This window comes from Paenibacillus sp. FSL R5-0914 (assembly GCF_038004525.1).
GTDB lineage: Bacteria > Bacillota > Bacilli > Paenibacillales > Paenibacillaceae > Paenibacillus_AQ.
The window spans coordinates 1,525,774-1,552,250 of record NZ_JBBORH010000001.1 but is presented as its reverse complement, the minus strand read 5'-3'; the positions used below and the strand labels follow the sequence as shown (position 1 = coordinate 1,552,250).

Sequence of the window (26,477 nt, the reverse complement as noted above, 5' to 3'; positions counted from 1 at the left end):
CTCCTATTCTCTATTTCGCAAAAGCCTTATCACGGCTGTTTCAACATAAACTGTATGCCACTGTTCACAATTTCTTGTATTCTCTCCTGTTGACCTGTGTAGTATAAGTAACCTATCAGACACTCAAAAGCAGTAGCATGACGGTATTCAAGCACATCTGCATTCTTAGGAATACTTCCCGATTTAGCATTTCTCCCCTGACGGGCGACATCTTTTTCCTCTTCTGTGAGACTTGGCTCCAAAAATCCAAGAATTGCACTCTGCGCCTTAGCGGATACAAGTCCTGTAGCAGAGCGATGCAAATGGTTTGGGCGCAAATTCGGAAGAGATACTAAATACTGGCGAACTGACACTTCGTAAATGGCATCTCCTACATAGGCAAGCACAATTGGCGAGAGGAGTCGCGCAGGTTTGGAAGGCTCGTAAGGAAACCACCCGTTCTGAAACTTGCGTTCCTCACTCATTTCCGCCGCCACCGCATTCCTTGCGGAGTATCCTCAAGCAATATGCCCAAGCGACCTAATTCATCACGAATCTCATCGGACCGGCTCCAATTCTTATTTTTACGCGCTTCAACCCGCTCCGCGATCAATCGTTCAACTTCTTCACTCGCGATCTCTTCTTCCTCATGCTCAGGTGTCAAACGCAGCACAGCATTCATTTCCCCAAAAGCTTGCAGCAACGCAGCAAAATCAGCAGGGGCTGCTTCACTATTCGCAAGGGTATGGTTTGCAAGACTCACCCAATCAAACATAGCCGTAATCGCATCAGGGGTATTAAAGTCATCCTGCATTCTAGCATGAAAATTGGCCACAATAGCAGATAACTTATCATTAATCTCTAAGCTGACCTCACCCTGAGCACCTTCAACAGCAAGTTCAAGACGATGCTTAACGTTACTTTCTGCAAGTGAGATACGTTCTACGCTCTTTTCAGCTGAAGTCATTGAATCCACCGAGAAGTTCAATGGATTACGATAATGGGTCGATAGCATGAAATAACGAATAGTTCCAGCTTTAAATTGCCCACGGATATCTTTCACAAGCCAACCGTTACCCAATGATTTCGACATTTTTTCATCACCGATGTTGATAAATCCATTATGCATCCAGTAATTAGAGAGTGGCTTACCCGTCAGAGCTTCTGTCTGAGCGCATTCGCATTCATGATGCGGGAACTGCAAATCTTGTCCACCCCCGTGGATGTCCATCGTATCCCCCAAGAACTCTCTTGCCATAGCCGAGCATTCAATATGCCAGCCTGGGCGTCCATTTCCCCACGGGCTCTGCCAGTACACTTCACCTGGTTTTGCTGCTTTCCACAGCACAAAGTCCTCAGGTTTCTCTTTCCGTGAGTCTACCTCCACGCGAATACCAAACTGTAATTCATCTAGATTCTGACGGGACAGCTTACCATAGTCTTCAAATTTGGAAGTACGGTAGTATACATCGCCACCACTCTCGTAGGCATACCCTTTTTCCTCGAGCTCTTTAATGAATCCAATGATCAGCTCCATGCTTTCTGTTACCCGCGGATTCAATGTTGCCGGTTTTACTCCAAGCCCTTCAAGATCCTCACGATAAGCATTAATAAAAATCTCAGCAACCTCTGCTACTGAAGTGTTCATTTCTTCTGCTTTGCGTATCAGTTTATCATCTACATCTGTGAAGTTCGTAACATACCGTACCTCATTGCCGAGTTGCTCCAAATAATTCCGGACCATATCAAAGACAATAATAGGTCTAGCATTTCCGATATGCATATATCCATAAACGGTTGGACCACATACATACATTTTCACTTTGCCCGACTCTTGGGGCACAAACTGCTCCTTGCTGCGTGTCATTGTGTTGTAAATTTGTAAAGCCATCCTATTCCAACCCTTTCTGTTGTCCCGATTCCTTAAGTACCGGATATGCTTAAATTTCGTAATCACCAATGTACTGCTGAGTTTCGACTAGCCGCTGCGCGGTCTTTTGCTTATCTTCTTCGCCAAGCTTCTCTCTGATCTCTTCGATCTCTTTTTGCAGAAAGCGAAGTGAATCTACAAGCGGGTCTGGCATCTTGGTATGATCCAAACGATCGGATACACGTTCACCGTTACGTTTTACTACACGGCCCGGATTTCCTACTACTGTACTGTTATTTGGAACTTCACGCAGCACAACCGCATTCGAACCTATATTTGAATTGTCGCCGATACGAAACGATCCTAATACCTTCGCACCAGAACCAATAACTACATTGTTGCCAACTGTGGGATGGCGCTTACCTTTTTCTTTCCCTGTCCCCCCAAGTGTAACACCTTGATAGATAATAACATCATCACCGATTTCACAGGTTTCCCCAATAACAATCCCCATACCATGGTCGATAAACAGCCTATTTCCGATGACAGCTCCGGGATGGATTTCAACACCGGTCATAAATCTACTAAACTGTGAGACCATACGGGCCATTGTATACCAGCGGCGTTTGAAAAAAGAATGGGCAATCCGGTGACCCCAAATGGCGTGCAACCCTGCATATGTGAAGACAACCTCGAACCAGCTGCGGGCAGCGGGATCGTTATCAAATACCGCCCGAATGTCCGACTTAATATGCTTAAACATCACGGTTCCTCTCTTCTTGACTCCCCCATCTCCTGTTTACAGGTACACAAGGAAGGTATTGTCTCCAATCCATCATTCTTATCATACATATGCTGTGGGTGTTTGCTTGGTTTGTTATATTAGAAAAGATACCCTGAAACAAAAAAAGCCCCTGCAGCATAAAGCTGCAGAGACGTTTAACCGCGGTTCCACTCTGCTTGAACGAATCAAACAGACTGCTGTTGTTACCATCGGCAGAGTTCCTTCGTTCCACTTGGCATCATTAACGGCGATGTACCCGGCGCGATCTAACGAGCCTTTAGGATCGTTCAACCGTGCAGCTCACAGGCGCATGTTCTGCCCCGGACAAATGAATAACTCCCAGCCCGAAAGGGTATCCCTTTCTCGGTTATTCTCTCTGGCAATTGCCTTTATGGACGTACTTCTCCTGATCACAGCTATTATCATATGGTTCTATCTTAGCGTAAAAGATAAGGGACTGACAAGAGGCTTAATGATAAGTAATACTACCTTAAGCTCCTTTAATTTGTGATTTCAAACGTTCGATGACACGGTTTTGGCCGAGCAAAGCAATCGTTATATTAAGATCACGTCCGTGCGTTTGTCCGGTCAAAGCCACACGTATCGGCATAAAGAGAGCTTTGCCTTTGTGCCCTGTTTCTTTCTGCACTTCCTTGATCAGTACAGCCATATTACTAGCACTGAAATCCTGACAAGCTTCAACCTTAGCTAGGAAAGCAGACAAGACTTCAGGCACTTGGCTTTCCGCCAGAACCTGCGCCGCTTCTGTTTCTAACTCGAGATGGCTGCGGAAGAATAGTTCAGATAGCTCTACGATATCGGAGGCAGAGTTCATCTGCTCTTGATACAGTGCTACAAGGCTTTCTGCCCATGCCTGCTGCTCATCATTCAGCTCAGTCGGTATTTTCCCCGCTTTTTGCAGATGTGGAATCGCTAATGCCGAGATCCGTTTAGGATCAGCATGCTTAATATAGTGATTATTTAGATGCGCCAGCTTGTGCTTGTCGAATACAGCCGGACTTTTGGACAAACGGTCCGCATCAAAAATAGAAATAAGTTCTTCTTTGCTGAAGATCTCCTCTTCTCCCTCTGGCGACCAGCCCAGTAGAGAAATGAAGTTAACCAAAGCCTCAGGCAAGTAACCCAATTCATCATATTGCTCAATAAATGTAATGACAGATTGATCCCGCTTGCTAAGCTTCTTATGGTTGTCACCGACAATCAGTGTCATATGACCAAATATTGGGGGTTTCCAACCAAGAGCCTCATAGATCATAAGCTGACGTGGTGTGTTGGAAATATGATCTTCCCCACGTAGTACATGGGTGATAGCCATCAAATAATCATCAACAGCTACCGCAAAGTTATAGGTCGGAATTCCGTCCTTCTTCACGATAACAAAATCACCCATTTCTTTCGTATCAAAAGAAATAGTACCTTTTACGATATCATCGAACGTGTACGTACGATCTTCTGGTACACGGAAGCGAATGCTAGCTACTCGTCCCTCAGCTTCAAAGGCAAGGCGTTGTTCTTCCGTCAAATCACGGTGTTTGCCGGAATAACGAGGGGTTTCTCCACGTGCAGTCTGTTCTTCACGTTCTGCTTCCAGTTCTTCCTCTGTGCAGTAACAGCGGTAAGCCAAACCTTTATCCAGCAAATCCTGCCAATATACACGATATAGGTCAAGACGTTCAGTCTGGCGGTAAGGTCCGTACTCTCCGCCAACATCAACACTCTCATCCCAATCCATGCCTAGCCATTTCAAATACTTAAGCTGGCTCTCTTCGCCGCCTGCGACATTGCGCTTCACGTCTGTATCTTCAATTCTGATAATGAATTTACCGCCTTTATTACGGGCGAACAGATAGTTAAACAGCGCCGTTCTGGCGTTACCTATATGTAAATGTCCCGTAGGGCTCGGTGCGTAACGCACCCGGACTTGATCCGTCATTATATTCCCTCCGCTTCATATGGTTAAAACTTAGATTTGCTACTTAGACCATCTCAAGATGATATCACATCTTGGAGTAGACAGACAATAGATTGTGCGGCAATTCCTTCACCACGACCGGCAAAACCAAGCTGTTCAGTAGTCGTAGCTTTAACGTTCACCTTGGACGGGTCCGCGTGAAGCGCACGAGCGATAATCTCCGTCATTTGTGGAATGTATGGCGCCATCTTTGGTTTTTGGGCAATAATCGTTGAATCGATATTTCCAAGCTTATAACCTCGCTCGCTAGCAAGTGCCCACACTTGTTCTAATAATTTCAAGCTATCCGCGTCCTTAAACGCTGGATCTGTGTCCGGAAAATGTCTGCCAATATCACCAAGTCCTAGTGCGCCTAGAATCGCGTCACTTACTGCGTGCAGCAGCACATCGGCATCGGAATGTCCTACTAATCCTTTTTCATAAGGAATCGTAACGCCTCCAATAATACAAGGCCTTCCCTCAATCAGTTGGTGTACATCAAACCCTTGTCCTACAGCGATCATGATTGTCCCTCTCCCCTGTTTCTTTCTGTGAATTCTGCAAAATCCAAATCATCTGGCGTCGTAATCTTAATATTTCTGTAGCTTCCCTCTACCACAGAAACCGGAATACCAGCACGCTCTGCCAAGCTGGAATCATCAGTACCTAGAAATCCATCCCGCTCCGCGGCCGCATAGGCATCCAGCAATTCAGAAAGACGAAAAGTCTGCGGGGTTTGAATCGCCCACAGACTTCGCCGATCCGGCGTAGACAGTACTTTGCCTTCGTTATCCACCTGTTTGATCGTATCTTTGACTGGTACAGCAAGAACTGAAGCACCGATCTGCTTCGCTCGCTCGTAACATGCCTCAATTTCATTCGGCTGCACAAACGGACGAACACCATCATGTACCATTACCCACTGTGTCGTAAGTTTCAACAATCCTTTATGTACGGAATGCTGACGCTCAGATCCACCAGGTACTATAGCCTTAACCTTGTCCAGCTTATAGAGCTGTATCCATTCCCGGCAGCGCTCAATATCTTCCTTACCGGTTACGAGCACGATTTCAGAAATCAATTCGTGCTGCTGAAATACTTCCAGCGTATGAACGATGATTGGTTTCCCCTGCAGTAACAGATATTGCTTGCTCTCTACAGTCCCCATTCGCGTTCCTCTGCCTGCCGCCACAATGACGACGCCCACACTGTTTGACATTACTCAGGCTCCTGTCTTTCACGTATATTCCCATCATAACGTGTTTGGCGGGCATTTCCAACCCATAGGACATTTGCCGTGTACTTTATCTACGCTTATTGTGCTTTTTCCAAGAGCTTTGGCTTCGCAAATATCATCCGTCCAGCTGAAGTTTGAAGCACACTCGTGACGAGAACCTCCATCGTAGTTCCGATATATTCCCGTCCGCCTTCCACAACGATCATTGTTCCATCGTCTAAATAGGCTACGCCTTGTCCATGCTCTTTGCCATCCTTAATGACCTGAACTACGATTTCCTCACCAGGCAACACTACGGGCTTCACGGCATTCGCAAGATCATTAATATTCAGGACTGAGACTCCTTGTAATTCGCAAACCTTATTCAAGTTAAAGTCATTGGTAACTACTTTACCTCGCAGTACCTTCGCTAACTTCACCAGCTTACTATCCACCTCAGAGATTTCTTCAAAATCTCCCTCGTAGATTAATACCTTCACATCGAGCTCTTTTTGGATTTTATTGAGAATATCAAGTCCCCGCCGTCCGCGATTACGTTTCAGTAGATCGGAAGAATCTGCGATATGCTGGAGCTCCTCAAGTACGAATTCCGGTATGACAATCGTTCCCTCAATAAATCCAGTTTTGCAAATGTCGGCGATCCGACCATCAATAATAACGCTTGTATCGAGGATTTTATGCTCCTCCAGGCCACGACCTTCCGGTTCAGCCGCTTGCCCCCAGCGTCCAGTTGTCCAAAGTGCAGCTAGTTCCTCTTTTTTCTCCAGACCGATCCGCAGCCCCATATATCCAAAAGCTAACGTAACGGGTACCTGCAGCAACTGCCCAGCTTTTCCAAGCCAAATCATAGCAGGATATAACAGAAGAGATAGCAAAAGCCCCCCTGTAAGCCCAGCTGCACCTGCAGCCAATTCATTCATTGGTATACGCGAACAGTACAGAACCGCCTCCCGCAGTTTTGAACCTCCCCATTCCGCGCATAAAGACCCCGCAAACAAAAAAATAATGGCACCCAGCACCGTAAATAAAATGCTTCCCTCTACAGGTAAACTTTCACTCAGCTTTTCCATCCCCTTGGGGAATCCTCTTTCAAGCGCATGGTATAGCGAAAAACCAGACCAAGCACCACATATTAAAGCAAAAGACAATATCACTTTTTTCCACATAACCTAACGCACCTCCTTTTTATTCATCCTTGAATGATCTATACCTCACCAGTATGTTCCAATTTTCAAGACGATAAACTTGGGGTAGCGCTGGAATTGCAAAAAGGCTTTGCCATCCCCTAAGGACGACAAAGCCTCTAGCTATAATTATATTAGTTCAACCTTACTACAAGACTGCTTTAACCGTTCTTCGAGTGATACACTTTATCTTCAGAACGTCTTCTACGACGGTGACGGCGTCTGGCTGTCAATCGATCGATGTTTTGTTTAAAACCATATAACGCGTAAATCCCAAGTAAGACGAAGATTAGCTTAGCAATTTGTTCAGGGAACACAACAGCAACAGCCACGGCAACAACAATGACTACTGGCGCTCCGACAACCACTTTTTTAGGTAATCCAACCTTCTTAAAATTAGGATATTTAACAGTGCTGACCATCAAATATGATAAGAGCAATGTAGCCACGATCATAAATGGAGCAGAAACATCTTTATTAAAAAGAGCTAATGTGGCAAGTACACCACCAGCAGCAGGAATTGGCAATCCGATGAAATAACCAGGAACTCCTGGATGAACATTAAAGCGAGCTAGGCGCAATGCACCAAACACCGGGAAAATTGCAGTTACTGTCCAGGCTAATGCAGAATTTAAATCATGCAGGCTTGAGACGTACATAATAACAGCCGGTGCTACTCCAAAAGAAACGACATCAGACAAAGAGTCCAGTTCCTTACCAAATTCACTCTCACATTTAAGTGCACGAGCAACTCGGCCATCCAATCCGTCTAACAGCATAGCAATAATAACCATGATAGCGGCCATGCTAACTTTACCGTCAAACGCCATCATGATACCAAACATTCCGAGCATCAAGTTACCTATGGTAAAAAGACTCGGAATTGATTTTTGTATCATTCCTTCACCTCAATTTTCTCACATTGGCCTTAAACAGCTCCAATATTACGTGATTGTATGTTATTTACATTTGCCTGTCAATAAGAACTTGCTTCTGTAAACGTTTGAGCCCATCCTGAATATTACGAGCCCGCACCTCCCCAATTCCGTCCACTTCATCCAGTTCAGCTATGCTTGCAGACATCAAATTAGGCAGCATTTCAAACCGCTCCACCAGATTATGAATGATCACATTTGGAAGCCGCGGAATCTTGTTGAGCAGACGATATCCACGCGGAGTAACCACCTCTTCGGAAGAAATTGCCGTAGAAGAGTAGCCCAGCAATCGAGCAATATGGTTGTCATCCATTAGGTCATCATCACTAATACGTTTGAGACCGGCAATAATTTCACGAATTTTATCTTCTTGCTCTTCCTTAGCATAGTCTCTGTATAGGAGCCATGCTTCTTCCTCTGTATTTCCAACCAGTTCTTCCATCTGCATGCTGATTAAGCGTCCTTCATTGCCTAGTTCATTTATATATCGTTTGATCTCCATTTTTATGCGTAGAACCATCTCTACCCGCTGAATCACTCCGACCACTTCAGCTACGGTTACGATTCCCTCATACTCCGAAGCAGACAAATTCGTCAGTCCTTGTGTAAGAACCGCTTTGTACTTTTCGAGGGTCTGAATCGCTTGATTAGCTTTAGCCAAAATAGCTCCGATTTCTTTTAACGCATACCGAATGGAACCTTGATACAGGGTAATGATATTGCGGCGCTGTGAAATAGAAACAACCAGTTTACCTGTTTGCTTCGCTACGCGCTCGGCGGTCCGGTGACGAATGCCTGTCTCGATTGAAGAGATGGACGAATCCGGAATTAGCTGTGTATTTGCATACAAAATTCGTTTCAAATCCTCACTAAGAATAATGGCACCGTCCATTTTGGCGAGCTCATATAAATAATTGGGCGAAAAATCGCAGTTAATGGAGAATCCTCCATCCACTACCTCCATCACCTCAGGACTATACCCAACGACGATTAGTGCTCCCGTCTTAGCGCGCAGCACATTCTCAAGACCTTCCCGAAAGGGTGTCCCCGGTGCCGCCAGTCTGAGCAGATCATTCATATTCTCTAATTGGTTATATTCTTTCATAATCCCTGTGCCCCCTAATCTAACGCGACCGATAGTGCATCTGCTACGGTACTGACGCCAATAATCTGGATATCTTGCGGGTGCTTCCAGCCCTTCAAACTTTTCTCTGGCATGATCACCCGCCGGAAGCCTAGCTTCGCGGCCTCCTTCACACGCATTTCCGCGCGTGAAACACCTCTTACTTCACCTGTAAGTCCTACTTCACCGAAGAAAACATCGTAAGGTTTTGTTGAAATATCACGAAAGCTGGAAGCGATACTAACAGCTACTGCTAAATCAATCGCCGGTTCATCCAGCTTCACGCCTCCAGCAACATTAAGGTATGCATCCTGATTTTGCAGGAACATGCCCATCCGCTTCTCAAGTACAGCGATAATGAGTGCCATCCGCTGGTGATCCATACCTGTGCACACCCGGCGTGGGGAGGGGAAATGAGTGGCAGCGATAAGAGCCTGAAGCTCAACAAGCACCGGTCTAGTCCCTTCCATACTAGCCACAACTGTAGATCCGGCTACGCCGAGTGGACGCTCCGATAAGAAGAGCTCCGATGGATTTTCTACTTCTGTTAGACCCACTTCACCCATTTCGAAAATGCCGATTTCATTCGTTGAACCGAAGCGGTTCTTTACAGCCCGCAGGAGTCTATACGTATGATGCCGCTCTCCCTCAAAATACAGCACACAATCCACCATATGTTCAAGCATCCGTGGGCCTGCAATAGCGCCTTCCTTGGTGACATGCCCAACGAGAACTGTAGCAATTCCCCGAATCTTAGCGATACGCATAAATCTTGTCGTACATTCCCGAACCTGGGTCACACTGCCTGGCGCACTAGTTACTTCTGGCATAAATACAGTCTGAATCGAATCGATAACAAGAAATTGCGGCTGAATTTGTTCAATCGCTTCTTCTATGCTTTCCATATTCGTCTCACATAGTACATATAGCTCAGCTGACAACGCACCGAGGCGATCCGCACGTAGTTTAGTTTGCCTTACCGATTCTTCGCCCGAAATATACAGCACTCGCAATCCCTGAGTTGTCAGAGCATGCGACGTCTGTAATAAGAGCGTAGATTTACCGATTCCTGGGTCTCCCCCTACTAGTACCAGCGATCCTGGTACGATCCCCCCACCGAGAACACGGTTAAGCTCACCTATACCTGTCAGTATGCGCGGTTCCTTGTCACTTTCTATACTTATGATCGATTGTGCCTTTTCTTTACTATGAAAAATAGGGGCATTCATTCCCTGTGTTTTGACTACGCTTTCCGTTTCCTCCACCATGGAGTTCCAAGCTTGGCACCCGGGACATTTTCCGAACCATTTTGGCGATTCGTATCCACAATCGGTGCAAAAAAATTTAGTTTTTGGTTTAGCCATTTGTTCTCCTTACGGTCCGAACTTTTAAATTGCGGATATTTTCTTCTAATGAAAGTTTACCATTTCTGCCCCTTTAACGAAAGGTCATTCGGAATTTGTACTAAATGTATATTTTTAAGTGATAAATTTATATTAAAAAAGCTTCCGCCCCTCTATAAACTGAGGAGCGGAAGCTTTTTTTATTCCGTTTTTTTATTCGGATTCTACTTCTTTTTCAAGCAATGGCGCTACAGGAGCATTCACTTTATTCACTACAAGTTCTCCGCCAACTTCATCAATGTTGAGCGAATCACCCTTTTGGATATTTCCTCTCAACAATTCCTCGGAAAGACGGTCTTCAATATGCTTCTGAATCGCACGACGCAATGGACGTGCACCAAAGGCTGGGTCGTAACCTTCCTTAGCCAGGAAAGCCTTCGCCGCATCCGTGAGTACGAAATCAACATCATATTCACGCAGCCGCTTGCGCAACTCATCAGACATCAACGTAACGATTTCAGCAATATGCTTCTCATCGAGGGAATGGAAGACGATGATTTCGTCAATCCGGTTCAAGAACTCAGGACGGAAGCTCTTCTTAAGCTCTTCCATAACCTTGCCCTTCATATTACCGTATTCTGCTCCAGCATCTTGCACAGCTGTGAATCCAAGTGTCGAATTCTTCTTGATCGCTTGTGCGCCTACGTTAGAAGTCAGAATAATTAATGTATTACGGAAATCGACTACCCGTCCTTTAGAGTCAGTCAAACGACCGTCTTCAAGAACTTGCAGCAGAATATTGAATACTTCTGGGTGCGCTTTTTCAATTTCATCAAGCAGCACTACAGAATAAGGTTTACGGCGTACCTTCTCAGTTAATTGGCCACCTTCTTCATAGCCAACATATCCAGGAGGGGCTCCTACTAAGCGGGACGTGGAGTGCTTCTCCATGTATTCCGACATATCAATACGAATGACCGCATTCTCATCGCCGAACATGGCTTCAGCCAATGCACGAGCCAACTCAGTTTTACCTACACCAGTAGGACCGAGGAAGATAAAGGAACCCATTGGACGTTTCGGATCTTTAAGACCCGCACGCGCACGGCGTAGTGCCCGGCTAACTGCCTTAACAGCTTCGTCCTGACCGATCACTCGTTCATGCAGTAAAGCCTCCATGTTAAGTAGACGGTCGGTCTCCTCTTCCTTCAGCTTGCTTACAGGTATACCCGTCCAGCTAGCTACAACCTGTGCGATGTCTTCAGGTGTAACCTCTGAATCCGTGCGACCCTGTTTTTCTTTCCATTGATTCTTAGTCGTATCAAGCTCTTCACGGATTTTTTGCTCTGTATCACGCAAGGCTGCCGCTTTTTCAAACTCTTGACTCTGCACTGCGGAATCCTTCTCCTTACGGATATCATCCAAGCGCATCTCAAGTTCCTTCAGATTTGGCGGGATGGTGTAAGAGTGAAGCCTTACTTTAGATCCTGCTTCATCGATAAGGTCAATCGCTTTATCTGGCAGGAAACGGTCCGGGATGTAACGGTCGGACAACTTCACTGCTTCCACTATAGCTTCATCCGTAATCTTCACACGGTGATGCGCTTCATAACGATCGCGAAGTCCGAAAAGAATTTGGACCGCTTCCTCTGGAGAAGGTTGATCCACCGTAATCGGTTGGAAACGACGCTCCAATGCTGCATCTTTTTCAATATATTTACGATATTCGTCAAGCGTAGTCGCACCAATGCACTGAAGTTCTCCACGGGCTAACGCCGGTTTCAGAATGTTAGATGCGTCAATCGCACCTTCCGCGCCACCAGCACCGATTAGCGTATGAAGCTCATCGATAAAGAGCACGATATTACCTGCTTGGCGAATCTCATCCATAATTTTCTTGAGGCGGTCTTCAAACTCACCGCGATATTTTGTTCCAGCCACTACTGAGCCCATGTCGAGCGTCATGACGCGTTTGTCGCGAAGTGTTTCTGGGATTTCATTATTGATAATCTTTTGTGCAAGTCCTTCAGCGATAGCTGTTTTACCAACACCAGGTTCACCGATCAGTACCGGGTTATTCTTAGTCCGGCGACTCAGTACCTGAATAACACGTTCAATTTCTTTACTACGGCCGATAACTGGATCTAGATTGCCCTCCTTAGCATAGGCGGTCAAATCGCGCGCAAGACCATCTAGGGTCGGTGTGCTGACGTTAGCCGGAGTCCCGCTATGACTAGAGGCAGCCTCGCTGCTTCCTAGGAGCTGAAGAACTTGTTGACGAGCTTTGTTCAAGCTGATGCCGAGGTTATTAAGCACACGAGCCGCGACACCTTCCCCTTCACGGATAAGTCCAAGCAAAATATGCTCAGTGCCAACATACGTATGACCCAATTTGCGGGCTTCGTCCATCGACAGCTCAATCACTTTTTTAGCGCGAGGAGTATAAGCAATGTTCGTAGGCTGTTCTTGACCTCTGCCAATCAGTGTCTCCACTTCGTCCTGGATTTTTTCAAGACCTAGCCCTAAAGCTATTAATGCCTTAGCAGCAATGCCGTCTCCTTCACGAATAAGTCCGAGCAAAATATGTTCTGTACCAATATTGTTGTGTCCTAAACGAACAGCTTCTTCCTGCGCCAGCGCTAGCACTTTTTGTGCGCGTTCCGTAAATCTTCCAAACATCATATCTCCTGCACCTCCATGAATAATAAATATCTATATTAATGTTGTGTTCCCAGTGTCTCTCGGAGCAGTTTTGCCCGATACATATCTCGTTCAGTAGCGTTCAGCTCATCGCCGAACATCTTTTGCAGAAATCCTGGCTGTGTCTTAACGTTAAGTTCATTAAGCACTGAAATCGAAAGACCTTCCAGAATGCCAAGGTCAACCCCAAGTCTCACATCAGACAGGCGTTGAGCGGATTCTTTAAGCTCCATAAGAGCTGCATAACATAAAATTCCGTAAGAACGTTTCACTCGGTCTGTTATTCTCAGGGCGGAATCAACAAGCAACCGTTCACGTGCATTTCGCTCATGCTCAATAATCTGGGTAACTACACTGTGAAGGTTCTCTATAATTTCACTTTCCGTTTGACCGAGAGTGATCTGATTAGAAATTTGAAAGATGTTCCCTACTGCTTCGCTACCCTCACCGTAAATTCCTCTTACAGTCAATCCCACTTGGTTTACTGCAGACAATATGCGATTGATCTGATGAGTCATTACAAGCGCTGGTAGATGCAGCATTACCGAGGCACGAAGCCCAGTACCAACATTGGTGGGACAACTAGTCAAATATCCTCTTTTATCATCAAAAGCGTAATTGACAGCTGCCTCGAATATATCATCGATCGCCGTCGCACGATCCCATGCTTCTCTAACCTGAAGACCAGGAAACAGACACTGGATTCGCAGATGGTCCTCTTCGTTAATCATGATGCTGACCGACTCATCTTCATTTAATAAGACAGCCGCACTGCGCGAATCATTAGCCAAGTTAGGACTGATTAGATGCTTCTCAACCAGTACCTTTTTGTCCAGTTCATTCACTTCATCAAGCTTTAGGAGTTGAAAAGATCCGAAATCTGCAGCTGCTTCCTCATGAAACACAGGAGCCAGTAGCTCTAATACTTCTTCCGATTGCTCTAAGGAAGCCAGCATTGGGAACGGAAGATGCTCTAGATTACGGGCAATACGCATACGACTGCTAATTACAATCTCGGAATGACTACCTCCAGAACGCATCCAATCACTAAGCGCTTGTTCAGTAAATCGGAGACTTGACATGTCATATCCCCCCTATATATCAAAGACTTTACTCTTGTGCTATTTCTTTTTCAAGTTTACGAATCTGATCTCGCAGCTCCGCTGCTTTCTCGAATTCTTCTTGTGTAATACTTTGCTGTAATTCCTGCTTGAGTTCATCAATTTGGCGTCTAAACACAATCTGAGCTCCTGCACGTTTCGGAATCTTACCTACATGTGAAGTACTGCCATGCACTCGCTTAAAAAGCGGGTCCAGTGCGCTGTTAAAATATTCATAACAGGAGCTACAGCCAAAACGGCCTAATTTGCTAAACTGGGAGTACGTCATCCCACAATTCTCACATTGCAGACTCTGCGTTGTCTTCGTTGCAGCCGACTTCTCCTTGCCGGCACCTTCAAGATCAAGCAGACCTGAGAGCAGACTGTGGATGGAGAATCCTCCAGCCGTTCCGGGAATGAGTTCACCCTTCTCCCGTGCACAGCTCTCGCAGATATGAAACTCCGTCTTCTCTCCATTCACGATCTTAGTGAAGTGGAGTGTTGCCGGCTTGACGCCACATTCCTGGCATTGCATAAGCGAAAGCCCCTCCCTTATGGTTGACAATTATTTGCCTAACAAAGAGATTAACATCGCCTTCATAATCTTGGCACGAATCTCATCCCGGTATGGAATCTTAACCGTTAGGCATTCCCGAGAAACAGCAGCGCGCATAAGGCACGCTTCACGCTTACTTAGAAAACCAGCTTCCTCCAGCTGATAAATCAGCCCTTCAGCAGCGTTCTGATCAATCCCGCCACCTATAGTATGGTTTAAATGGGCATGCAGTGCCACGTTAGGCGGTAATTCAAAACGTTGAATACGAATATATCCCCCGCCACCACGCTTACTTTCCACCACATAACCTTTTTCTAGAGTAAAGCGTGTACTGATGACATAATTGATCTGTGACGGTACGCATGAGAACTGGTCCGCCAGGTCATTTCGCTGGATTTCCACCGTACCTTCGGGACTTTCATGCAAAATATTCTTCAGATATTGTTCGATAATATCAGAGATATTGCGCATCACTCATCCTCCAGTGCTTAAATCTTATAATACCGATTGCAACTTGCATTCATAATGACAATGGTCTTTAATTGAACTTAAACATTTGTGGATAATCCCACGTGTTCAGAGGATCGGATCGCTGTCAATATGCTTCGTTGACTTTGACTTTCTTTGACTTTTTAATATTATAACATATTCTGTGCTAATTCCAAGTGGATTCTCTTATTTTTCACTTTTTTCAGCGAATGTATTCGGAAATAAAGAACTCTCCCAACTTCTTTCGAAGGGGAGAGCCTAATTTTTGTCAAGTATAAACGCCTTCGGTATCCTTATTAGGGCGATAAGCGTTTATACGAGAAATATAAGGATAATGTATAGCATGAAACTTATACTTTCTTATATTTTTAAAAATGATCAAATAAAGCTGTCTGTGCTTGTGGAATAATTTCTTCAAACCATTCCAGTGCTGCTGCGTGGCCAGAGACACTTCCATAACGAGCCATCTCTGTTGGTCGTTTGTATCCAAGCATCAAGGCTGTCAAAGTGCCTATATCACAGCTCAAGTCTGCTTCCGCCCGTTCCCCTTCCACTCGAATCAAAGTAGCCGAGCCCTCATTAGAGATATTCCATGCCCATAACCCATCATTCCAAGGTGCATACTTATCTTCGATATATATAAGCTGCTTCATTTGACTACTGTTTCCTCTGAAGGTGTAAGTTTCAATGAATGACTTGGCATTAACAATCCGCCCCATAAAATAAGGATAATTCTCTTGTCCTATACGTGGATCTGGCAGCAAGAAAGGTAACATGTCATCCGAAGGCACTAGCTTTAAGGATGCACCGGTCACCATCGAATCATGGTTCGCAAGAAATGTCCACAGCCCCTGCCGAGCTTGTTCATTCAAAAAAACAAATTCATCAATGACCAGTTCTCTGTTCTCTACCTTATACAGCACGTATCCCTCTGGTTCACCACTCTTGGAGTAAAATACTGCACTCTTTCCTTCATCATCTAGAACAGAGTTCTCCCACCAATCCAAATCGCGCTTAAGTGTCCCGTTATAACTGACAGCGAATCGATTGTATAGGCTATCCAATACTTCAATATCTTTGATGTCCCGTTTAACCTTGCCCTCAACTTCAACCTTTTTGGGAAACTTCGCTACTGGAATAGAGTATTTCTTATATTCACAATAAACCTCCCAGCCAAATTTACGATAAAACGGAATCAAGAACGGGTGTAGAAAAGAGAGCGTTTGACCTGCCTCATTCATCGTATGCAGTGCATGAGACAAAAGATTTGCCACATGTCCTTGTCTGCGGTTCTCTGGCCATGTAGCCACTCCTGCTATACCACCCATAGGTACCACTCTGCCCTGTATGTAGACTTGGAAAGGAATAATCGTCAATTTAGCTTCCAATGTTCCGTCCTCAAAAGCACCCCATACCTGTTCAGGCTTGAATCTTTCCTTAGCACTTGCTCTTTTTTCACTAGGAAGCTTGTACTGAAAAGCATATTCTGACAAGTTCATGCTTGCATCGAATTCTTCTGAACGTAACTGTCTAATTACCACAAACTCACCTCATCCTTTATAAAATTACTTTTAGGATAAGTATAACAAGAGCGTCAATTGTACGCTAATCTATTGCATTATTTATAACTTTATTTTTAGTTATCCACAGCTCTATGCAGTTTTAAAAATAGTCTTGAAATCTTGTCACATCCAAGTTAAAATAGTTATCCACTTATCAATAGCTCTATCCACATAATCCCGGCTATATCCACAGCAACCCGTGTACTACTTAGGTTTTCTGTTGACAGATCCATATAAATATGTATTTAATCCACACTATTTAGGGATTATTTCTCCTTCAATCATCTATCCACATGTGCGTAACTTTTCTGAAAATTCAAAAGTTTATCCACAAGTTTTCCACAGTCTATAATAAACGCAAAAAAGCCACTGTCGATTACTCAACAGTGGTCTAATTGTGCTTGGCAACGTCCTACTCTCCCAGGACCCTTCGGTCCAAGTACCATCGGCGCTGGAGGGCTTAACGGTCGTGTTCGGGATGGGTACGCGTGGAACCCCTCCGCTATCGCCACCAAACGGGCATTTACAGCGTAAATGCTCAGGCTTAATCGCCTGAAAACTGAATCCGAATTGAATTTGCGTTCTAAGTATAGGATAAGCCCTCGACCGATTAGTATTGGTCAGCTCCATGCATTACTGCACTTCCACCTCCAACCTATCTACCTCGTCGTCTTCAAGGGGTCTTACTAATTGGGAAATCTCATCTTGAGGGGGGCTTCACGCTTAGATGCTTTCAGCGCTTATCCCGTCCGTACGTAGCTACCCAGCCATGCTCCTGGCGGAACAACTGGTGCACCAGCGGTACGTCCATCCCGGTCCTCTCGTACTAAGGACAGCTCCTCTCAAATTTCCTGCGCCCACGACAGATAGGGACCGAACTGTCTCACGACGTTCTGAACCCAGCTCGCGTACCGCTTTAATGGGCGAACAGCCCAACCCTTGGGACCTACTTCAGCCCCAGGATGCGATGAGCCGACATCGAGGTGCCAAACCTCCCCGTCGATGTGGACTCTTGGGGGAGATAAGCCTGTTATCCCCAGGGTAGCTTTTATCCGTTGAGCGATGGCCCTTCCATGCGGTACCACCGGATCACTAAGTCCGACTTTCGTCCCTGCTCGACTTGTAGGTCTCGCAGTCAAGCTCCCTTATGCCTTTGCACTCTTCGAATGATTTCCAACCATTCTGAGGGAACCTTGGAACGCCTCCGTTACTCTTTAGGAGGCGACCGCCCCAGTCAAACTGCCCGCCTGACACGGTCCCCGTACCCGATTAGGGTACTAGGTTAGAACCTAGATACGATCAGGGTGGTATCCCAACGGCGCCTCCACCGAAGCTTGCGCTCCGATTTCTACGGCTCCCACCTATCCTGTACAGATCGTACCCAAATTCAATATCAAGCTGCAGTAAAGCTCCATGGGGTCTTTCCGTCTTGTCGCGGGTAACCTGCATCTTCACAGGTATTAAAATTTCACCGGATCTCTCGTTGAGACAGCGCCCAAGTCGTTACGCCATTCGTGCGGGTCAGAATTTACCTGACAAGGAATTTCGCTACCTTAGGACCGTTATAGTTACGGCCGCCGTTTACTGGGGCTTCGGTTCATAGCTTCGGGTTACCCCTAACCACTCCCCTTAACCTTCCAGCACCGGGCAGGCGTCAGCCCGTATACTTCGCCTTGCGGCTTCGCACAGACCTGTGTTTTTGCTAAACAGTCGCTTGGGCCTTTTCACTGCGGCCCCCTCGTGCTATTCACACTACCGGGGCACCCCTTCTCCCGAAGTTACGGGGTCATTTTGCCGAGTTCCTTAACGAGAGTTCTTCCGCGCGCCTTAGAATTCTCTTCTCGCCTACCTGTGTCGGTTTGCGGTACGGGCACCTTCTCCTGGCTAGAGGCTTTTCTTGGCAGTGTGAGATCATGACCTTCGCTACTGTAATTTTCGCTCCCCATCACAGCCCAGCCTTAACGATGTGCGGATTTGCCTACACATCAGCCTCACTGCTTAGACGGACATATCCATCAGTCCGCGTCACTACCCTCCTGCGTCACCCCATCGCTCATAGCGGATTACGGTGGTACAGTAATTTCAAACTGTTGTCCTTCGACTACGCCTTTCGGCCTCGCCTTAGGTCCCGACTTACCCTGAGCGGACGAGCCTTCCTCAGGAAACCTTGGGCTTTCGGCGGATCAGATTCTCACTGATCTTTTCGTTACTCATACCGGCATTCTCACTTGTATGCTGTCCAGCGCTCCTTACGGTACACCTTCAACCCACATACAACGCTCCCCTACCCCAGATACATACGTATCTAGCCATAGCTTCGGTGGTGTGTTTAGCCCCGTTACATTTTCGGCGCAGAGTCACTCGACCAGTGAGCTATTACGCACTCTTTCAATGGTGGCTGCTTCTAAGCCAACATCCTGGTTGTCTGTGCAACTCCACATCCTTTCCCACTTAACACACACTTGGGGACCTTAGCTGATGGTCTGGGCTGTTTCCCTTTTGACAATGGATCTTAGCACTCACTGTCTGACTCCCGGCAATAAGTATATGGCATTCGGAGTTTGACTGAGCTTGGTAATCCTTGCGGACCCCGCACCCAATCAGTGCTCTACCTCCACTACTCTTATACCGAGGCTAGCCCTAAAGCTATTTCGGGGAGAACCAGCTATCTCCGAGTTCGATTGGAATTTCTCCGCTACCCCCACCTCATCCCCGCATTTTTCAACATGCGTGGGTTCGGGCCTCCAGTGCGTGTTACCGCACCTTCACCCTGGACAGGGGTAGATCACACGGTTTCGGGTCTACGTCCACATACTAAATCGCCCTATTCAGACTCGCTTTCGCTGCGGCTCCGTCTTCTCGACTTAACCTTGCATGTTAAACGTAACTCGCCGGTTCATTCTACAAAAGGCACGCCATCACCCATAAATAGGGCTCTGACTTTTTGTAAGCACACGGTTTCAGGTTCTATTTCACTCCCCTTCCGGGGTGCTTTTCACCTTTCCCTCACGGTACTGTTTCACTATCGGTCGCCAGGTAGTATTTAGCCTTAGCAGATGGTCCTGCTGGATTCATACGGGGTTTCACGTGCCCCGCACTACTCGGGATCCGTCTCGGAGAGAACACAGTTTAGGTTACAGGGCTTTTACCTCTATCGCGGGCCTTTCCAGACCTCTTCACCTACCATATTCCTTTGTAACTCCATGTGAGACGTCCCACAACCCCTAAGAGCAAGCTCTTAGGTTTAGGCTGTTCCGCGTTCGCTCGCCGCTACTGACGGAATCACTATTGTTTTCTCTTCCTCAGGGTACTTAGATGTTTCAGTTCCCCTGGTCTGCCTCTACATCTCCTATGTGTTCAGAGATGAGTAACTGCGAATTACCACAGCTGGGTTTCCCCATTCGGACACCCCCGGATCAAAGCTTGCTTACAGCTCCCCGAGGCAGTTTCGTTGTTCGCCACGTCCTTCGTCGGCTCCTGGCGCCTAGGCATCCTCCGTGTGCTCTTATTAGCTTAACCTTCGCTCCGATGTTTCGCTTGTTCGCACAATTGAAAATCTTCGCTTCCAGCTAATAACTAACGTACTTGTTTACACAAGTTTTAGCTAAAAGATGTTCTAAAACGCAAATTCGTTTCGGTATCCAGTTTTCAAGGATCAAGTTTAAAAATATTCTAGACATAACAAAAAGATGAAGTTTGTTGGTGGAGCCAAGCGGGATCGAACCGCTGACCTCCTGCTTGCAAGGCAGGCGCTCTCCCAGCTGAGCTATGGCCCCGCAAATTCCATCAAAACCGAACAAATGGATACGCGTTAAATGATTTTGGAAGTTTAACTTCCGATTTGAATGTCTTCATTGCAGAAGACGATTCTCCATAGAAAGGAGGTGATCCAGCCGCACCTTCCGATACGGCTACCTTGTTACGACTTCACCCCAATCATCTACCCCACCTTCGGCGGCTGGCTCCCTTGCGGGTTACCCCACCGACTTCGGGTGTTGTAAACTCTCGTGGTGTGACGGGCGGTGTGTACAAGACCCGGGAACGTATTCACCGCGGCATGCTGATCCGCGATTACTAGCAATTCCGACTTCATGCAGGCGAGTTGCAGCCTGCAATCCGAACTGAGACCGGCTTTGATGGGATTGGCTTCACCTCGCGGTTTCGCTTCCCGTTGTACCGGCCATTGTAGTACGTGTGTAGCCCAGGTCATAAGGGGCATGATGATTTGACGTCATCCCCACCTTCCTCCGGTTTGTCACCGGCAGTCACTCTAGAGTGCCCAGCATTACCTGCTGGCAACTAAAGTTAAGGGTTGCGCTCGTTGCGGGACTTAACCCAACATCTCACGACACGAGCTGACGACAACCATGCACCACCTGTCTCCTCTGTCCCGAAGGCCGCCACTATCTCTAGTGGATTCAGAGGGATGTCAAGACCTGGTAAGGTTCTTCGCGTTGCTTCGAATTAAACCACATACTCCACTGCTTGTGCGGGTCCCCGTCAATTCCTTTGAGTTTCAGTCTTGCGACCGTACTCCCCAGGCGGAGTGCTTACTGTGTTAACTTCGGCACCAAGGGTATCGAAACCCCTAACACCTAGCACTCATCGTTTACGGCGTGGACTACCAGGGTATCTAATCCTGTTTGCTCCCCACGCTTTCGCGCCTCAGCGTCAGTTACAGCCCAGAAAGTCGCCTTCGCCACTGGTGTTCCTCCACATATCTACGCATTTCACCGCTACACGTGGAATTCCACTTTCCTCTTCTGTACTCAAGTCACCCAGTTTCCAGTGCGACCTCAGGTTGAGCCCAAGGTTTAAACACCAGACTTAAATGACCGCCTGCGCGCGCTTTACGCCCAATAATTCCGGACAACGCTTGCCCCCTACGTATTACCGCGGCTGCTGGCACGTAGTTAGCCGGGGCTTTCTTCTCAGGTACCGTCACTCCGATAGCAGTTACTCTACCGGACGTTCTTCCCTGGCAACAGAGCTTTACGATCCGAAAACCTTCATCACTCACGCGGCGTTGCTCCGTCAGACTTTCGTCCATTGCGGAAGATTCCCTACTGCTGCCTCCCGTAGGAGTCTGGGCCGTGTCTCAGTCCCAGTGTGGCCGTTCACCCTCTCAGGTCGGCTACGCATCGTCGCCTTGGTGGGCCGTTACCCCACCAACTAGCTAATGCGCCGCAGGCCCATCCCTCAGTGACAGATTGCTCCGTCTTTCATTCTTTCTTCAGGAGAAAAAAGAAATTATCCGGTATTAGCTACCGTTTCCGGTAGTTATCCCAGTCTAAGGGGCAGGTTGCCTACGTGTTACTCACCCGTCCGCCGCTAAGTTATTTTGAAAGCAAGCTTTCAAAATAACTCCGCTCGACTTGCATGTATTAGGCACGCCGCCAGCGTTCGTCCTGAGCCAGGATCAAACTCTCCAATTAGTATTGAAAAGAGCGATATGCTCATTTTGAAACTGACGATTCATTAAATGAATCTTTTAAAAATTAACGCGTTCCATTTGTTCAGTTTTCAAAGAACTTGCTCCCGGCATTTCGACATCAAATGTCTCTTGCACAGGAATTAGAGTATATCATGTTGTCGTATTTCTTGTCAACTTATTTTTTCATCGTTTGTGTTTCATTTGTTCGATGCGTCATAAGCACAAGAGATAATATACCATGCTGTTCTTATGTTTGCAAGCTTTTTTTGAAATAAAAAATAATCTACGAATAAATACTTTCAAACTAGCACAAACCAACACAAATTGATTCCAATAATCCTTAATTTATGGCTAAATAGAATTTATCGTAATCCCATATATTAACTTCTAATAATACGTATGAGAGGAGTCTAAATGAAAAAAAATCCATCTAGTGCTGCGACCCAAACAAACACCAAGGACAAGGAGCAGCGTAATCTGCAGCAAGCAACAATCTATAAGATTTTGCTGGCTGTCAGCTTTGTTCATTTATTTAACGATTCTATTCAGGCAGTCATCCCTGCAATCTTTCCTATTCTCAAAGATAACTTGATGCTCTCCTTCGCTCAGATTGGGTGGATCTCCTTTGCCTTAAACATGACGTCCTCCGTGATCCAACCAGTCATTGGGTATGCGGCTGATCGTAAGCCTCGTCCTATATTGTTACCACTGGGTATGTGCAGCACATTTCTAGGCGTACTTTTATTGGCTTATGCCAACAACTATATCCTTGTATTGTTTTCCGTCATGCTAATCGGTTTCGGATCTGCTACCTTTCATCCCGAAGGCATGCGTGTTGCTCATATGGCTGCCGGTCAGCGGAAAGGTCTTTCGCAATCTATTTTTCAAGTCGGCGGCAATGCTGGACAATCTTTAGGACCAATGCTCACGAAATGGATATTCATTCCCTTTGGGCAGATCGGCGCTCTTGGCTTCACTATCGTTGCGGCTGCCGGAATCGCCGTCCAGACCTATGTCGCTCGCTGGTATCGAGAGATGCTGGATGCAGGATATACGTTTCATAAGAAGTCAACAGCTCGTGCAATTGATCCTGCCCGCCGCAAAAGTATTCGAACGGCAACAATCATCCTTGTGTTCCTAGTCTTTGTAAGATCTTGGTACGGCGCTTCTATCGGAAGTTACTACGCTTTCTATTTAATGGACAAATATCAAATGACGCTTGATAAGGCCCAAATCTATATTTTTATGTATCTAGCAGCTGGAGCTGTCGGTACATTCTTCGGAGGCCCACTGGCTGACCGCTTCGGACGGCGTAATCTCATTCTTCTCTCTATGGTCGGAACAGTGCCCTTCGCGCTGGCTCTACCCTTCGTGAACCAAATGTGGGCAGCTATTCTCCTGCTGATTGGCGGCTTCATCCTTTTGTCCAGCTTCTCCGTTACTGTAATCTACGCTCAGATGCTTTATCCAGGCAATATCGGAACAGTTTCAGGGTTAATCACTGGTCTTGCTTTTGGGCTCGGCGGAATTGGTTCCTTGGTCCTCGGCAATCTAATTGACAGCATTGGTATTTCAAAAGTGTTTATAGCTTGTGGATTCCTACCACTTTTGGGTTTCCTTGCTCTCCTGCTTCCTAGAGACGAGAAACTAGAAGAATGGGCCGCTCAATAAACATCAGTAACCACTTAACGCCTTACTCATGACTGTAGAAAATAGAGCGGCAGCCTTCCCGCTGCCCTCTGTCATATAATTATCCTTATTTGTACGATCAAACCCCATCCACACTGCAGCTGTCCATTCCGAAGTATAACCAACAAACCACAAATCCCGGTTAGCTTTCTTGCTTACGCCTGGCAGATCCAATTGGGTTGTTCCGGTTTTCCCCGCTACAGGCCTGTTCATTTGCGCTTTTTTGCCCGTTCCTTCATTGACAACATTACGTAGCATCATCGTCATTGCCTCTGCGGTTCGTTGCGATATTACCTGCCGTGATTTGGAGAGATGTGAATACACAACCTTCCCTTTTGAATCCATTATCGTGCGTACCATATGAGCCTCATTGAATTTACCTCCATTAGCAAAGACACCATAGGCTTGTGTCATTTTAAGTGGCGATACCCCATTATGAAGCCCTCCTAAAGCTATTGATAAATGGTTATCCTCCTCTGTCAGTACAATTCCTAATTTGGCTGCGAATTGCCGTGCAGAAGAGATTCCAACCTGCTTCAAAAGCCAAACAGCTGGCGCATTCACGGATTTTTGCAGCGCTCTACTCATTGTGATTTGACCTTGATACACACCATTCAAATTCTCAGGTACATAGTTTCCATAAGCGTATTTGCGATCAGAAAGTATGCTATTCGGGCTAAACTTCCCGCTCTCTAGCGCGGGTCCATAATCAATGATCGGCTTGAAGCTGGAGCCTGGCTGCCGCGCATCAATTGTAGCTCTGTTCAAGCTCCCCTCATTTTGTTCACGCCCACCAATTAGTGCCACCACTTCACCTGTACGATGATCCATTATGGTCATAGCTGCTTCTACCTGCTGATCTTTTCCGTCAGGCGGGAAAGAAGAACCCTTTAGAAAAGCCTGCTCTAGCGCCTGCTGTGCTTTAATGTTCAACCCTGTAACGATAGTGTAGCCACCCGTTCGAAGCTCCTCCACAGACTTCCCAGTGATCTGAGCCGCTTCCTTAAGCGTAGCGTCCACATAATGCACACCAATGACTTCTACTTTGTTCGCAGCGGGAGGTTGATACTTTTTATCTCTGGCCTCAAGCATTTGTTCTTTAGTAATCAGTCCTTGATCTAACATAATCTGTAGAACGAGATTCCTTCTTGTTTTGGATAATGTACTATTGTCTACCGGATTATAAATAGACGGTCCTTTAGGGATTCCTGCCAAGGTGGCGATTTGCCATATTTCTAGTTTTTTCAAATCGGATACGCCGAAGTAACGCTCCGCAGCTGCCTTTACTCCATATTGTCCACGCCCCATGTAAATCTGATTGAGGTAAAGCCCTAAAATCTCTCGTTTTGATAACTGCCTCTCCAATGTAAGAGCAATGGATGCTTCGTTTAGCTTACGTATGACATTCTTGTTCCTGTTCAAATAAAGATTGCGAGCTAGCTGTTGAGTAATACTACTCCCGCCCTCGGAGAGATCCATATCCACAATATTATTTAGAAAAGCGCGAGAAATTCCTTTATAATCTAATCCCTGGTGGCTATAAAAGCGCCGATCCTCCACCGCTAAAAACGTATTTATCAATAATGCAGGCATTTCCTCCAGCTCCGCTGAATGTCTATACCCCGAGCCCGGTAAAGGGATCATTCGTAATGTCGTCCCGTCCGAGGTCTTAATGATGCTCGATTCCGGCAGCTGAAGTTTATCCTCTTGCTGTTTAACCACTTGCCCGCCGTATTGAAATACGTAAAGCAAACCCACGAGCGCTATTATTATTCCAATGATACTCCCATCAAATAATAAATATCCCAGACGGAGTATCCGGGTACGCACGATCCATCTGCCATCCTTGCCTGAATGGGCTACACTTTGTTTTTTTTCGGTAACGGCATTCATGATTCTATAATCAGGTTCTCTAAGAACCGCTCCATACTACGGGCTTCAACACTCGCTGCTTCAAGAAGTGCTTGGGCTTCCATCCCATCATCCGTGTTGTCAGCCTCCTCTACCTCACGGAGAGCACGGAGAATTGCCCGAGTTCTTATCAATAAAGCTACAGCTGGTGTGTCCTGCATCGTTTCTGTTGCTACGCCTCTATTCGGAACTTCAATTCTTTGCATGCGATTCAGGTTAGCGGCGATTTGGCCTAATTCTCCTCCAGAGAGGACCTTGATTTCTTTTGTTACTCCCTTGTCTGCTAACTCTGAGGTTCCAATCAGTACCGTGTGCAAATCATCGGCAATTTTCTGTGAACGGAGAATAAACAACCCACTGAAGAATAGAACAAATAGAATTATGACGCTAGGGATTGTTCCAATATGATTAATGGTCCAATGGATAAGATGAACAAAAAAGACGCCTGACTTCCCCGAATAATGAGAATACAGCAAAGCAACAGCCCGCTGGACAGCAAAAAGAAAGGCAGCACTCAAAAGAGCACTCCCTATAAAAATATAAAGATAATGGATGCGAACCGTCCGAAGTTTGTGCATAGTCATTCCCTCCTTGTTCTCACAAGGATAT

At 46.3% G+C, this 26,477-nt stretch carries 18 protein-coding genes, 1 tRNA gene and 3 rRNA genes; 1 reads left to right on the top strand and 21 read right to left on the bottom strand.

Annotated features, from left to right (window positions below; all coding sequences use genetic code 11):
• Positions 1-29: 29 nt before the first annotated feature.
• The 19 genes from MKX60_RS06630 to MKX60_RS06540 all read right to left on the bottom strand — a co-directional run bounded on the left by MKX60_RS06630 (position 30) and on the right by MKX60_RS06540 (position 22,269).
• Complete coding sequence (locus MKX60_RS06630; RefSeq protein ID WP_042192194.1) at positions 30-464, bottom strand: Mini-ribonuclease 3; 435 nt, start codon at positions 462-464, stop codon at positions 30-32.
• Positions 461-1,870, bottom strand: coding sequence for a cysteine--tRNA ligase (cysS, locus tag MKX60_RS06625; RefSeq protein ID WP_341059382.1), 1,410 nt, complete (start codon positions 1,868-1,870; stop codon positions 461-463). Before cysS ends, MKX60_RS06630 begins: the two co-directional genes overlap by 4 nt.
• A gap of 49 nt (positions 1,871-1,919) precedes the next feature.
• Positions 1,920-2,612, bottom strand: coding sequence for a serine O-acetyltransferase (cysE, locus tag MKX60_RS06620; RefSeq protein ID WP_042192199.1), 693 nt, complete (start codon positions 2,610-2,612; stop codon positions 1,920-1,922).
• 511 nt (positions 2,613-3,123) lie between these two features.
• The gene (gene gltX, locus MKX60_RS06615) at positions 3,124-4,587 is read right to left on the bottom strand and encodes a glutamate--tRNA ligase (protein ID WP_341059380.1); all 1,464 of its coding nucleotides are present in this window, start codon (positions 4,585-4,587) and stop codon (positions 3,124-3,126) included.
• 53 nt (positions 4,588-4,640) lie between these two features.
• Positions 4,641-5,129 carry a 2-C-methyl-D-erythritol 2,4-cyclodiphosphate synthase gene (gene ispF, locus MKX60_RS06610; protein WP_341059378.1) on the bottom strand — a complete coding sequence of 163 codons (489 nt, stop codon included), beginning with the start codon at positions 5,127-5,129 and terminating at the stop codon, positions 4,641-4,643.
• Positions 5,126-5,824 (bottom strand): 2-C-methyl-D-erythritol 4-phosphate cytidylyltransferase, encoded by a 699-nt coding sequence (gene ispD / locus MKX60_RS06605; RefSeq protein ID WP_042192206.1) that lies wholly within the window; start codon positions 5,822-5,824, stop codon positions 5,126-5,128. Before ispD ends, ispF begins: the two co-directional genes overlap by 4 nt.
• A 95-nt stretch (positions 5,825-5,919) precedes the next feature.
• Positions 5,920-7,008 (bottom strand): PIN/TRAM domain-containing protein, encoded by a 1,089-nt coding sequence (locus MKX60_RS06600; protein ID WP_042131244.1) that lies wholly within the window; start codon positions 7,006-7,008, stop codon positions 5,920-5,922.
• Positions 7,009-7,187: 179 nt separating this feature from the next.
• Positions 7,188-7,925, bottom strand: a complete 738-nt coding sequence (pssA, locus tag MKX60_RS06595) for a CDP-diacylglycerol--serine O-phosphatidyltransferase (RefSeq protein ID WP_042192208.1) — start codon at positions 7,923-7,925, stop codon at positions 7,188-7,190.
• 64 nt (positions 7,926-7,989) lie between these two features.
• Complete coding sequence (disA, locus tag MKX60_RS06590) at positions 7,990-9,066, bottom strand: DNA integrity scanning diadenylate cyclase DisA (RefSeq protein WP_042131246.1); 1,077 nt, start codon at positions 9,064-9,066, stop codon at positions 7,990-7,992.
• Between the two features lie 14 nt (positions 9,067-9,080).
• Positions 9,081-10,448, bottom strand: a complete 1,368-nt coding sequence (radA, locus tag MKX60_RS06585) for a DNA repair protein RadA (RefSeq protein ID WP_042131247.1) — start codon at positions 10,446-10,448, stop codon at positions 9,081-9,083.
• A gap of 192 nt (positions 10,449-10,640) precedes the next feature.
• The gene (gene clpC, locus MKX60_RS06580) at positions 10,641-13,109 is read right to left on the bottom strand and encodes an ATP-dependent protease ATP-binding subunit ClpC (protein WP_076286859.1); all 2,469 of its coding nucleotides are present in this window, start codon (positions 13,107-13,109) and stop codon (positions 10,641-10,643) included.
• 35 nt (positions 13,110-13,144) lie between these two features.
• Complete coding sequence (locus MKX60_RS06575) at positions 13,145-14,209, bottom strand: protein arginine kinase (RefSeq protein ID WP_042192210.1); 1,065 nt, start codon at positions 14,207-14,209, stop codon at positions 13,145-13,147.
• 28 nt (positions 14,210-14,237) lie between these two features.
• Positions 14,238-14,762: a UvrB/UvrC motif-containing protein gene (locus tag MKX60_RS06570; RefSeq protein ID WP_042192214.1), complete on the bottom strand. Its 525-nt coding sequence runs from the start codon at positions 14,760-14,762 to the stop codon at positions 14,238-14,240.
• A 30-nt stretch (positions 14,763-14,792) separates the two neighbouring features.
• Positions 14,793-15,254 (bottom strand): CtsR family transcriptional regulator, encoded by a 462-nt coding sequence (locus MKX60_RS06565; protein ID WP_042131251.1) that lies wholly within the window; start codon positions 15,252-15,254, stop codon positions 14,793-14,795.
• Positions 15,255-15,640: 386 nt separating this feature from the next.
• Positions 15,641-16,813 carry a GNAT family N-acetyltransferase gene (locus MKX60_RS06560; protein WP_341059377.1) on the bottom strand — a complete coding sequence of 391 codons (1,173 nt, stop codon included), beginning with the start codon at positions 16,811-16,813 and terminating at the stop codon, positions 15,641-15,643.
• A gap of 420 nt (positions 16,814-17,233) precedes the next feature.
• Positions 17,234-17,350 (bottom strand): 5S ribosomal RNA (rrf, locus tag MKX60_RS06555).
• A gap of 74 nt (positions 17,351-17,424) precedes the next feature.
• A 23S ribosomal RNA gene (locus MKX60_RS06550) occupies positions 17,425-20,353 on the bottom strand.
• 181 nt (positions 20,354-20,534) lie between these two features.
• Positions 20,535-20,610, bottom strand: a tRNA-Ala gene (locus MKX60_RS06545).
• 101 nt (positions 20,611-20,711) lie between these two features.
• Positions 20,712-22,269, bottom strand: a 16S ribosomal RNA gene (locus MKX60_RS06540).
• Together the 16S, 23S and 5S rRNA genes with 1 tRNA gene alongside form the textbook arrangement of a ribosomal RNA operon.
• A 413-nt stretch (positions 22,270-22,682) precedes the next feature.
• Between MKX60_RS06540 and MKX60_RS06535 the strand changes: the two genes are divergently transcribed.
• Positions 22,683-23,939 carry an MFS transporter gene (locus tag MKX60_RS06535; RefSeq protein ID WP_341059376.1) on the top strand — a complete coding sequence of 419 codons (1,257 nt, stop codon included), beginning with the start codon at positions 22,683-22,685 and terminating at the stop codon, positions 23,937-23,939.
• A 3-nt stretch (positions 23,940-23,942) separates the two neighbouring features.
• Here MKX60_RS06535 and MKX60_RS06530 read toward each other — a convergent pair whose 3' ends face one another.
• Positions 23,943-25,850, bottom strand: coding sequence for a transglycosylase domain-containing protein (locus tag MKX60_RS06530; RefSeq protein WP_341059374.1), 1,908 nt, complete (start codon positions 25,848-25,850; stop codon positions 23,943-23,945).
• Positions 25,847-26,446, bottom strand: a complete 600-nt coding sequence (locus MKX60_RS06525) for a hypothetical protein (RefSeq protein ID WP_340973071.1) — start codon at positions 26,444-26,446, stop codon at positions 25,847-25,849. Before MKX60_RS06525 ends, MKX60_RS06530 begins: the two co-directional genes overlap by 4 nt.
• Positions 26,447-26,477 lie beyond the last annotated feature (31 nt).